Source organism: Clostridium bowmanii (assembly GCF_018861315.1).
Lineage (GTDB): Bacteria > Bacillota > Clostridia > Clostridiales > Clostridiaceae > Clostridium_AD > Clostridium_AD bowmanii.
On record NZ_JAHLDL010000028.1, the window covers coordinates 1 to 12407 of the forward strand.

At 31.4% G+C, this 12407-nt stretch carries 11 protein-coding genes; 7 read left to right on the forward strand and 4 right to left on the reverse strand.

The genetic code is table 11. The features are described 5' to 3' along the window. Positions 1-158: 158 nt before the first annotated feature. Complete coding sequence (locus KPL51_RS16835; RefSeq protein ID WP_216163888.1) at positions 159-1847, reverse strand: IS1634 family transposase; 1689 nt, start codon at positions 1845-1847, stop codon at positions 159-161. 457 nt (positions 1848-2304) lie between these two features. On the opposite strand from KPL51_RS16835, the gene KPL51_RS16840 reads away from it, so the two are divergent. The 7 genes from KPL51_RS16840 to KPL51_RS16870 all read left to right on the forward strand — a co-directional run bounded on the left by KPL51_RS16840 (position 2305) and on the right by KPL51_RS16870 (position 11166). Further along, on the forward strand, positions 2305-3522 hold the full coding sequence (locus KPL51_RS16840) for a quaternary amine ABC transporter ATP-binding protein (RefSeq protein WP_216163890.1): 1218 nt from the start codon (positions 2305-2307) through the stop codon (positions 3520-3522). Next, positions 3491-4333, forward strand: a complete 843-nt coding sequence (locus tag KPL51_RS16845) for an ABC transporter permease (protein WP_216163987.1) — start codon at positions 3491-3493, stop codon at positions 4331-4333. Before KPL51_RS16840 ends, KPL51_RS16845 begins: the two co-directional genes overlap by 32 nt. Before the next feature lie 61 nt (positions 4334-4394). After that, entirely contained in the window at positions 4395-5297 is a 903-nt protein-coding gene (locus KPL51_RS16850; protein ID WP_216163892.1) for a glycine betaine ABC transporter substrate-binding protein, read from the forward strand. A gap of 248 nt (positions 5298-5545) precedes the next feature. Then, positions 5546-6682, forward strand: coding sequence for an ABC transporter ATP-binding protein (locus KPL51_RS16855; RefSeq protein WP_216163894.1), 1137 nt, complete (start codon positions 5546-5548; stop codon positions 6680-6682). Beyond that, positions 6675-8252, forward strand: coding sequence for an ABC transporter permease/substrate-binding protein (locus KPL51_RS16860; protein WP_216163896.1), 1578 nt, complete (start codon positions 6675-6677; stop codon positions 8250-8252). Before KPL51_RS16855 ends, KPL51_RS16860 begins: the two co-directional genes overlap by 8 nt. Before the next feature lie 195 nt (positions 8253-8447). Next, the gene (locus KPL51_RS16865; protein ID WP_216163898.1) at positions 8448-9593 is read left to right on the forward strand and encodes an ABC transporter ATP-binding protein; all 1146 of its coding nucleotides are present in this window, start codon (positions 8448-8450) and stop codon (positions 9591-9593) included. Beyond that, positions 9586-11166 (forward strand): ABC transporter permease/substrate-binding protein, encoded by a 1581-nt coding sequence (locus tag KPL51_RS16870; protein ID WP_224854418.1) that lies wholly within the window; start codon positions 9586-9588, stop codon positions 11164-11166. The genes KPL51_RS16865 and KPL51_RS16870 overlap by 8 nt, the downstream gene beginning before the upstream one ends. Before the next feature lie 271 nt (positions 11167-11437). Here KPL51_RS16870 and KPL51_RS16875 read toward each other — a convergent pair whose 3' ends face one another. The 3 genes from KPL51_RS16875 to KPL51_RS16885 all read right to left on the reverse strand — a co-directional run bounded on the left by KPL51_RS16875 (position 11438) and on the right by KPL51_RS16885 (position 12339). Next, the gene (locus tag KPL51_RS16875; protein WP_216163900.1) at positions 11438-11749 is read right to left on the reverse strand and encodes a zinc ribbon domain-containing protein; all 312 of its coding nucleotides are present in this window, start codon (positions 11747-11749) and stop codon (positions 11438-11440) included. An 84-nt stretch (positions 11750-11833) separates the two neighbouring features. After that, complete coding sequence (locus tag KPL51_RS16880) at positions 11834-12067, reverse strand: hypothetical protein (protein ID WP_216163902.1); 234 nt, start codon at positions 12065-12067, stop codon at positions 11834-11836. Next, positions 12064-12339 carry a hypothetical protein gene (locus KPL51_RS16885; RefSeq protein ID WP_216163905.1) on the reverse strand — a complete coding sequence of 92 codons (276 nt, stop codon included), beginning with the start codon at positions 12337-12339 and terminating at the stop codon, positions 12064-12066. The genes KPL51_RS16880 and KPL51_RS16885 overlap by 4 nt, the downstream gene beginning before the upstream one ends. Positions 12340-12407: the final 68 nt, after the last annotated feature.

Sequence of the window (12407 nt, forward strand, 5' to 3'; positions counted from 1 at the left end):
TACTTGTATTTTCAACAATACTACAAACTTTTAACAAATTATTTAACTTAAATATCTATAATTATTTTTTATTCTAGAAAATGAATTATTAAATACAACAATTTTATAACATCCTATTTTAAATATTGTTTATCACTAAAAATTTACATGCATTTGTTTTATTCATTCCAACAAAATACGCATTCAGATATGCCTAGATATTTTAGCAGTTTTTTATGAGTTTCTGAAATTGGACGAGCGAAGGAACGATACTTTTTACCTTCAAAAGTAAGCACCTTAACACCTAGCCCCGTGTTGAAAACGCCTAATATTGCGACCAAAGATGGTTGCTTCATTTTTATGCCGCCAGGCCCTATTATCATTTCACCTTCTGCCTTCATTTCTCGCCTTACCACATTTTCAGCAACTGATAGTATCATCATCGATATTAAGATAAGGTACGTCAGTGCCTCTATACGCTCTGGTGTATCTAAATATAATGAATTAACAAAATGGGGTGATTTAAGCTGTTGAAACTTTTTTTCAACTCCGATTTGTGTTTTATATTCCCTAAGTAAATCCTCAGCTGTTAAACTAAGATCATTGCTACACAGTATGAATGTACAGGCTTGTTCAAAGTTTTTACGAATTTTTTCTTCATCTTCGGTTACCTCTATTTGTAAAAAATGCTCCATTATGTGTTCAACTTTACTTGTATCCTTGGGTTTGCGACCTTTCTTCTTTTTTTCTGTAACTAGTATTTGCATACTTACATTGTGATATTTGACTTTCTTCAAGTCCTTTTTAAGCAATCTTAAAATTTCTTTGTTAGCATCTTCTTCACATGCAAAAGCAGTCTTTAAATATGCTTTTGAAAGTTTTCGCAATACTTCTTTTTCTTTGATTACTTGCTTCGCAATTGTTCTTTCCTTAATTTTTTCAAGATTTACAGAATAACATACTGCACATTTTAATTTGGTATCTTCATAAGTACAATCTTGTTCTAGTACAGAATATTTACTAACTTTACCTTGTGCCGTTTGAATTTCTATATCTCTCATTTCAGATCTACGATTAAGAGTTTCTCTTATAAAGTCCTTTGCAAGTGTAGTAGTCTCAGGCATTCTTGTTATAAGCTTAATATTTCTACTTTCTGCTTTCTTCAAATTCCCTGCTGTAAAAAGTGCACTATCTGCTATATAATGAAAATCTTCATTGGAAATGTTGAGTCTTTTAAGAACACCTTCAACGTCTTCGAGAGTTTCGCTGTTGTATGTTTTATCATCTTTGTTCCCTGATAATACCTTTGCATCAACTATAACTCCGTTGGCTACGCCTATACCCATTTTTATTTGTTTTTTATCTTGCCTTTTTTGCTTACTGTGACCAAAATCTATTGATATTACACCTTGCTTAAGTTCTTCAGTTTCATATGTTCCCCACATTACCTTTGAAGTTGTGTCATAATTTATATTTATTACTTTTATCCCATAATTAGCAAATGCTTGAGCACTTAGCTCCCCGAAGATTTTCCTTGGTCCAGCTTCATAAAACGCATCTAGAAATTTACCAAATCTATCATCATTAATTTGGCTTAAATCTATAGGGCAATGAAATATTCCTTCAAGATCTTTTTCTTTATAGTATTCATTTAAAAGATATAGTGGATGATGGTCATCACAAATATTTACAATCATCATCTCAGCCATTATCCCGTAAGGGATATCCGTCTTTCTTCCTAAACTTTTCTCCAAATTTAAGTTAAACACTTCTCCTAATTTAAGTTGTTCGCAAAGACCCACCATGAAATTCATTTTACTATCGTAGTACGTTTCAATATCAAGAGATAACATATCATTCATATCCATAAGTTTACTCACCTTCAAAAAGTATTTTATGAATATATTCGACATAAAACTAAAAATTCCTTTTTGTAAATAATTGTAAATAAATATCTTTTAAGTAAATAATTAGTTTCTAAATTCATTCAGCGGAATATAAGGTATAAAGTGTGTTTAATTAACTAATAATAAACCCTATAAATAATTAAAATATAGGTAATAAAATAATTAAATTCGTATCTAAATAAATTAAATTTTTATAAAAAGCACTCACTTTCTTCAAATAAACTAAAAAATATCTGGTTATTAAGCTATATACAGTTATCTAGAGTATATGCTCGACTAACTTAAATGCTTGTGTGTCGATTTTTGTCATAAATTTGAACTTCTTGGCTAAGTTTGTTATGATGTTCAAATGTGCAGTGAATTTAAATAAATGTGTTTACATTTAGTACACACATTGGAAAATAGAAGAGGTGGATAAATGTTAAAAATTGAAGTTAAAGGATTAACCAAAATTTTTGGTAAAAATCCTAAACAAGGAGTAAAGTTTTTACAGGAAGGAAAAACAAAAACGGAAATCTTAAAAGAAACAGGAATGACCGTAGGTGTAAATAGAGTATCCTTTGAAGTACACTCAGGAGAAATTTTTGTAATCATGGGATTATCCGGAAGTGGAAAATCTACTCTTGTAAGATTAATCAATCGTCTAATCGAGCCTAATGCGGGCAGTGTATTAGTAGATGGTGAAGATTTAGCCAAAATGGATAAACATAAATTAAGAGAAACCAGAAGAAAAAAACTAAGTATGGTATTCCAAGGCTTTGGATTGTTTCCCCATCGTACAGTATGGGAAAATGCTGGTTTCGGATTAGAAATACAAGGAATGAATAAAAAAGAAATAAGGGAAAAGGCTCTTAAATCACTGAAAATGGTAGGTCTAGTAGGCTATGAAGATCAATATCCTAGTCAATTATCTGGTGGAATGAAGCAAAGGGTAGGTCTTGCAAGGGCCCTGGCTAATGATCCAGATATTTTATTAATGGATGAGGCCTTTTCAGCACTAGATCCTCTAAATCGTAAAGAAATGCAAGATGAGCTTATAGATCTACAATCATCTATGAGAAAGACAATAATATTTATTACACATGACTTAGATGAAGCACTTAAAATTGGAGATAGAATTGCAATTATGAAAGATGGATTAATTGTTCAGGTTGGTACTCCAGAAGAAATTATGACAAACCCAGCCGATGATTATGTTAAAAAATTCGTTGAAGATGTAGATAGATCCAAGGTATTCTCTGCACAACATGTTATGAAGCGTCCTGAGACTATCGATATCGAAAAACATGGTCCTAGGGTTGCGCTGCAACGTATGAGACAAGCGGGAATTTCAAGTATTTATGTTATTAATAAAAGCAAAGAGTTCTTAGGAGTTGTAACCGCAGATGCTGCATCAGAAGCCGTTAAAAATGGAAATAAAGATATTTATGATATTATGATTACAGATGTTCCTGTGGTTAGTCCAGATTTATCATTAAATGATTTGTTTGAGGTTATACACGATTCTCCTGTACCTGTAGCTGTTGTTGAAGATAAAATATTAAAAGGAATTATAGTTCGAGGCGCAGTACTAGCGGCTCTTGCAGGAAATGAGGTGAATCTTGATGACACAAATACCACAACTACCAATAGTTAAATGGGCTGACCTGCTTGTAGCATGGCTTAGAGAAAATGCTCAATGGTTCTTTGAACCAATTAAAGATACACTTGATGCTGTCGTAAATGGTTTAAGTGATTCTTTAATAGCTATCCCTCCATTAATTTTCATTTTAATTATTGTAGTCTTAACTATATTCTTAACCAAGAAAAAATGGGGCTTACCCCTATTTGCACTAGTAGGACTATTAATAATACAAAATCTTGGATTTTGGGAACAAACTATGCTTACTCTTTCACTTATCTTAACAGCTAGTTCAATTTCAATTTTAATAGGTATTCCTCTTGGAATTTGGATGTCCAAAAACAAGACGGTACAAAGTATAGTAACACCAATATTAGATTTTATGCAGACTATGCCGGCCTTTGTATATCTAATACCAGCTGTTTCTTTCTTTGGAATAGGAATGGTACCTGGAATTATTGCATCTGTTATATTTGCAATGCCACCAGTAGTAAGGTTAACTAATCTTGGTATTCGTCAAGTTTCCGAGGAGTTAATTGAGGCAGCAAATGCCTTCGGTTCAACTCCAATTCAAAAACTATTTAAGGTTCAACTACCACTTGCAAAAAATACAATTATGGCAGGAGTTAATCAAACCATTATGTTATCACTATCGATGGTAGTTATAGCTTCTATGATTGGTGCCGATGGATTAGGTGTTGAAGTTTTTAGAGCTGTTACAAGAAATGAAGCCGGACAAGGTTTTGCTTCAGGCCTGGCAATTGTTATATTAGCTATGATATTGGACCGTATAACTCAAGCACTAAATAGAAAAAGAAATTCTTAAATAATAAATTATTTGCCTGAATTTTCAGCAAATTATTACATAATATAAGGAGGAACAATTTATGATTAAAAACAGTTGGAAAAGATTAAGCATAGTCGCTTTTTCTCTAGTAGCCCTAACTTTTGTAGGCTGTGGTAATAAAAGCGGAGATAAAGCGCCGAAGGCTGGTAAAACTATTGGTGATAAAATGGATTACAAAATCACTGGTATAGATGCTGGTTCAGGTGTAGTTCAAGCTTCAGAGCAAGTTGTTAAAGACTATAAATTAGATTATACAGTGCAAACTAGTTCAGGTGCTGCTATGACTCAAGCACTTGCAGATGCGTATAAAAATAAAGAACCAATTGTAATTACCGGTTGGTCGCCTCACTGGATGTTTAGTAAATATGACTTAAAATACTTAAAGGACCCTAAAGGATCTTTTGGTGCTGCCGAACATATAGACACAGTTGTACACAAAGGCTTAAAAGAATCTATGCCTGATGCTTATAAAATATTAGACCAATTTGTTTGGACTCCTAAAGATTCCGAATCTGTTATGCTTAAAATTAACGCTGGCGGAGACGCAAAGAAAATTGCAAGACAATGGATTACTGACAATAAAGACAAAGTAAGTAAGTGGACAGAAGGTACAAAAAAAGCAGATGGTAAAGAAATCAAGCTTGCTTACGTTGCTTGGGATACAGAAATCGCATCTACTAATGTAATTGCATTAGCATTAGAAGATATGGGATACAAAGTTAGACTTACACAAGTAGATGCTGGACCAATGTGGGCTGCAGTAGCTAGTGGAGATGCAGATGCTATCGTAGCAGCATGGCTACCAAAAACTCATGCGAAGTTTATGTCCGACTACAAAGGTAAAGTTGAAAATTTAGGACCAAACCTAGAAGGAGCTAAAATAGGTTTAGTTGTTCCTTCTTATATGAAAATTGATTCTATAGAAGATTTAACTAAAAAATAAAGCTCCAGTTAAAAACTAAATAAAAAAATGTGATATATTGCTATATATCACATTTTTTTTAGTTCTAAACTATTTAAAAATTTCCAAAAAATAAAGTTATAATTATTAATTAACAATGGAATAATAATTTAAGAATAATAAAAATACTACATTTTACATAAAATCGCATTCTTTACAAAGTAACAACTTAATGTTATAATCAAGTTGTTACTTTGCGATAAATAAGGAATAATTAAGGAGGCTACACTTTGATCGAGTTTAAAAACGTAAATAAAAATTTCAATGGAAAACCTATACTAAAAGATATAAATCTTACGATAGAAAAGGGACAATTAGTTGTTTTTATAGGACCCAGCGGTTGTGGAAAAACTACTACACTAAAGATGATTAATAAATTACTAACCCCCACTTCAGGTGAAATTTTAATTAATGGTGATAATATCAACACTAAAAACACTATAAAGCTTAGACGTAACATGGGTTACGTTATACAACAAGCAGGACTTCTTCCTCATTTAACTATAGGTGAAAATATTGCCTTAATAGCTTCTATAGAAAAAATGCCAAAAGATCAAATAAAATCTAAGGTCATTGAATTATTAAATCTAGTAGGACTAGATCCTGAGGATTATATAGATAAGTACCCTAAGCAGCTCAGTGGAGGTCAGCAACAAAGAGTTGGTGTTGCAAGGGCTCTTGTGATGGATCCTGATGTAATATTAATGGATGAACCTTTTAGTGCATTAGACCCTATAACAAAAGGTCAACTTCAAGATGAGATATTTAATATACAACAAAACTTCAAGAAAACCATAATATTTGTAACTCATGATATGGATGAGGCATTAAAACTAGGGGATAAAATTTGTATCCTAGATGCTGGATCTATAGTTCAATTTGATACTCCAGAGGAACTACTAAAGAACCCTATTAATGACTTCGTACGAGACTTTGTAGGTAAAAACAGAATATGGAATCAGCCTGAACTAATTAAAGCAAAGGATATTATGATAGAAAGCCCTATAAAATCTGTTGAAGAAAGAACAATACTTCAAGCAATTGAAATAATGACCTCGAATCATGTAGATAGTTTACTCGTAGTAGATAAAGCTAATCTTTTACTAGGACTTGTTACCTTAAAGCAAATCAGAAAAAACCCAGATAAAACTAAAAAGCTTAAAGACATAATGATACAAGGAATTATAACCGTAAATAACGAAGATTCTATAATAAATGTATTAGAAATTATAAAAAAAGAAAAGATAAGCTTTGTACCTGTAATAGATGAAAACTTAAAACTGTCAGGCCTTATTACTAAGAGCAGCCTTTTGTCTATATTAAGTAATCAGTTTATAGATGAGGAGGAGGAAGACGATAATGAGTAATATAAATTCTTTTGTAAATTTCGTAATAGCTAGAAAAACTGAAATAATAGATTTATTCTTGCAACATATTCAATTAACTATATTTTCTATTCTACTAGCTGTGGTAATTGCTATACCCCTTGGAATACTTATAGTTAGGTATCGAAAGCTTGCAGCCCCTGTTATTGGGGTTACAAATGTAGTTCAATCTATACCCAGTTTGGCCTTGCTTGGATTTCTAATTCCTGTACTTGGTATAGGAAGCAAACCAGCAATTATTATGGTAGTTATGTATTCACTTCTACCTATTGTAAAAAGCACATATACAGGACTAACTAACATAGATCCTTCGCTTATTGAAGCAGCTAAGGGTATGGGGCTTACTGAAAGTCAAGTACTTCTCAAAGTTAGGTTTCCACTAGCTATGCCTATTATAATGTCAGGTGTTAGAATATCTTCAGTAACAGCAGTAGGACTTATGACTATAGCCGCTTTCATAGGCGCCGGTGGCCTGGGATATTTAGTGTTTTCTGGTGTTTCAACTGTTAATAATAATATGATTTTAGCCGGAGCTATTCCTGCTTGTTTCCTTGCTATTTTTCTAGACCTCATTTTAGGAAAGGTAGAAGACATTGTAGTTCCTATAGGAATTAGAACTACTCCTAGTAAAGGAAGAAAAAATAATACAATTTTCGGAAGCAAAAAATTCAAACTAGGAGCCTTAATATTAGCTCTTGTACTTATTGTTACCTCAGTAGCTTTCAGCTTTATTAAATCCAAAGACACAATTGTGGTAGGCTCTAAAAACTTTAATGAACAATTAATACTTGGAGATATGGTAGCCTCTTTAATAGAAGAGAAAACAGACATTAAAGTTGAAAGAAAATTAAATTTGGGTGGAACTAATGTAGTATTTAGTGCTATGCAATCAAAAAATGTAGATATGTATGTAGAATATACTGGAACAGGTCTTGTAAATATATTAAAAAAACCTACTATTACAGATCCAGATAAAGTTTATAAAGTAATGAAAACTGATTTTGCTAAAAATTATGATATGGAAGTAATGAATCCCTTAGGATTTAATAATACTTATGTAATAGCAGTAAAAAAAGATTTTGCAGCAAAAAATAAATTAAAGACTATTTCAGATTTATCAAAAATAAGTTCTAAATTAAACGCAGGATTTACCATGGAATTTGCGAATAGACCGGATGGTTATCTCGGAGTTCAAAAACTATATAATCTTGATTTTAAAAATTCAAAAGGTATAGATGGTGGACTTAGATATACCGCCCTTGGAAAAGACGAAACACAAGTTTTAGATGCATTTGCTACAGATGGGTTACTTAAAAAGTTTGATCTTCAGCTTTTAAAAGATGATAAGAACTTTTTCCCACCTTATTATGCAGTTCCTGTTGTAAGAGCGGAAACCTTGAAGAAATATCCGCAGTTAAAGGGTATCTTAAAGCTCTTAGACAATAAAATTAGCGATGATACTATGCGAGATTTAAATTATAAAGTAGATAGTGGAGAGCAATCAAAAGTAGTTGCAGAGGACTTCTTAAAGTCTATAAATTTAATGAAATAAATTTATATCAATAAACTTAAAAGAGTGTGATATACTAGCGAAATGGCATATCACGCTCATTTTAACTCTTTTAGGGGACTTCACCACAGATTACTGTAAATTAACTCCCCCTTGGTATAAATATGCATTCTTTACAAACCAACAACTTGATGATATAATTAAGTTGTTACTTTCAAAAATTAAGGAGGCCATATTTTGATTCAGTTTAAAAATGTTAACAAAAATTTTAATGGGAAACCTATATTAAAAGATATAAATCTCACAATAGAAAAAGGACAACTAGTGGTTTTTATCGGACCTAGTGGTTGTGGAAAAACTACTACACTAAAAATGATAAATAAACTACTAACTCCCACTTCTGGTGAAGTATTAATTAACGGTAAGAATATCAACACTCAAAACACCATAAAGCTTAGACGTAATATGGGGTACGTTATTCAGCAAGCAGGACTTCTTCCACATTTAACTATAGGTGATAATATTGCACTAATCGCAAATATAGAGAAAATGCCAAAGGATAAAATTAAGGCAAAAGTAAATGAGTTGTTAAATTTAGTAGGCCTGGATCCTGATGAATACATAAATAAATATCCAAAGCAACTAAGTGGAGGTCAGCAGCAAAGAGTTGGAGTTGCAAGGGCTCTTGTAATGGATCCTGATGTAATATTAATGGATGAACCCTTTAGTGCGCTAGACCCTATAACAAAAACTCAACTTCAAGATGAGATATTTAATATACAACAAAATTTCAAGAAAACAATAATCTTTGTAACTCATGATATGGATGAGGCATTAAAACTAGGAGATAAAATTTGCATCTTAGATACTGGCTCTATAGTTCAATTTGATACTCCAGAAGAACTACTAAAGAATCCTATTAATGATTTCGTACGGGACTTTGTAGGTAAAAACAGAATATGGAATCAACCCGAGCTAATTAAGGCAAAAGATATTATGATAGAAAGACCTATAAAATCTGTTGGTGAGAGAACTATTCTGCAAGCAATCGAAATAATGAAGTCTAGTCATGTAGATAGTTTACTTGTAGTAGATAAAGCTAACTTTTTATGTGGACTTGTTACCTTAAAACAAATTAGGAAAAATCCAGATAAAAGTAAAATGCTTAAAGATATAATGATAAAAGATATTTTAACAGTAAATACAGAGGATTCTATAATTGATGTATTAGCACTCATAAAGAAAGAAAGCGTAAGCTTTGTTCCTGTAATAGATGAAAACTTAAAGCTATCAGGCCTTCTTACCAAAAGTAGTCTTTTATCTATATTAAGTAATCAGTTTATAGATGAGGATGAGGAAGAGGAGGTAGAAGATAATGAATAGTATAACTTCTTTTATAAAATTCGTAGTACAAAGACAAGATGAAATATTAAAATTACTTATGCAACATATTCAACTAACAGTATTTTCAATTTTAATGGCTATATTGATTGCTATACCCCTTACAATACTTATAGTTAGATATAGAAAACTTGCTGCTCCTGTTATTGGTTTTACAAATGTAGTACAATCTATGCCAAGTCTAGCATTACTTGGGTTTTTAATACCCGTAGTTGGAATAGGCAGTAAACCCGCAATTATTATGGTAGTTATGTATTCTCTCCTACCCATTGTAAAAAGTACATATACAGGACTAACTAATATAAGCCCTTCACTTATTGAGGCTTCTGATGGTATGGGACTTACTCAAACTCAAGTTTTATTAAAAGTTCGTTTTCCTCTAGCTATGCCTATTATAATGTCAGGTGTTAGAGTATCTTCAGTAACAGCCGTAGGCCTTATGACCATAGCCGCTTTTATAGGTGCTGGTGGTCTAGGATATTTAGTGTTCTCTGGTGTATCAACAGTTAATAATAATATGATCTTAGCTGGTGCTATTCCTGCTTGTTTACTTGCTATTGTTCTTGACTTCATTTTAGGTAAAGTAGAAAACATAGTAATTCCTGAAGGAATTAGAACAACTGAGAATAATAAAAATGTTAAAAGCAATTCAATATTTAGGAACAAAAAATTCAAAATTGGAGCTATGTTATTAGTTCTTGTACTAATTTTATCCTCAGTAGTTGCAAGTTTTGGTAAAAACAAAAATACAATAGTTATAGGATCTAAAAATTATAATGAGCAAATAATACTTGCAAATATGGTAGCCTCACTAATAGAAGATAAAACAAAATATAAAGTTGAAAGAAAATTTAATTTAGGTGGAACCGCTGTAATATTTAATGCTATGAAATCTAAAAATTTAGATTGTTATGTAGAATATACTGGTACAGGTCTCATAACTATACTAAAAAAACCTTCTATGAGCGATTCAACTAAAGTTTATAATGTAGTAAAAGAAGATTTTGCTAAAACTTATGGTATAGAGCTTATGAAACCTATAGGCTTTAATAATGCTTATATAATAGCAGTAAACAAAGCTCTTGCTGAAAAAAACAATATAAAAACTATTTCTGATCTAAAAAAGATAAGTCCTACACTAAATGCTGGATTTACTATGGAATTTACAAATAGATCAGATGGTTATCCTGGGCTTCAAAAAAAATATAACATAAATTTTAAAAATGTAAAAGGTATAGATGGTGGACTTAGATATACTGCACTTGATAAAAATGAAACGCAAGTTTTAGATGCAAACTCTACGGATGGATTATTACAGAAATTCGATCTTGCACTATTAAAAGATGATAAGAATTTCTTCCCACCTTACAATCCAGTTCCTATAGTTCGCGCAGATTCATTGAAAAAGTTTCCTGAATTAAAGGGAGTATTACTAATGCTTGAGGGAAAAGTTAACGATGAAGAAATGCAAAAGCTTAATTTAAAAGCAGATAATGGAGAAGATCCTAAAACAGTTGCAGATGACTTTTTAAGGTCTAAGAAATTAATAAAATAATAAAAAAAAATATATATTACTACTAATGCATTCACTTCGCTAAGAACTACTAATTTTATTTTTAATTAATTTGCTAAAAAATATAAACTCGCTCTCGCTCAAACATATATTTTTCTTAACGCATATCAATTAAAAATAAAATAAGAAGTTCTAAAGCTTGTTTCAATGCATTATACGTAATATATACTTTTTTTTACGCATAAAAACATTTGTTAGCAAATGAAAATTTCTAAACATTATTTTAGCTCTTACATATATAAAATTTCATTTACTAATAAATACACATAATTATATAATTCCACTCTCTCCAATGATAATTGGAATATATGTCATTATAAATTTCTTTTATTTTATACATAGCTTTTGAACTTGCATCTAATTTATTCATACTACTTACTTTAATTGTTGAAATAAAAGAACCTTTTTCTTTTATTTTTTCCCTGTTACCAAAATAACACATATCATACCAAAGGATTTTATATGAAATTGTATAATCTTTTTCTACTTCTTTTAATTGCTTACCACAGTATTTACAAAATGAATCTTCATCACCAACTTCTTTTCCACAAGCCTTACAAAACATTAGAAGTATCCCCCTTCACACACCCATGGCCAAGACATATTATTTAATTAAAACTAGTATTATCCAACTAACTGCCACAAATGACTACTCTTCCTCTTTCCCATCCCAAGTATGTAACTCAATTCTTTTACCATTGCCTGCATCACTTATTAGTGCTTCTTTAATTAGCATAATAAGTTCAAGGCAACTACGGAAATGTCTTGTTTGCTTTCCGTCTAACCATTGGATCATTCCTTGCCAGCTTGTATTTTGCCGATATTTTATCCTTACTAAGAAGGATGTTGAAGTTTCTATTGATGTACTTACTGCTTTGTTCATAACACACTGTCCTCCTTTTGAGATAATGGAACTCTCCGTATGGCCCATGAGCGAATCTGGTTAGTTGGATTCTGAATTTCTAATCCATCTAATTTCCCATTGATTAGTAGGATCATTTCAATTAAACTTCTAAAATCCTTTGTCTCACAAGATTCACAGTGCTGAATCTTCCCATGAACACCACCACTATCATTTGAACTGATAGTTAAAAGAAAATCCGATACCCCATTTGTGCTATTCTTTAAGGACTTCTTATTGCCCTTCATCTCCATAATTAATTCTCCTTACTTTCACAGCCTATATTGTGTACAAGTAAATGGTAACATATGTTAATCTCAAC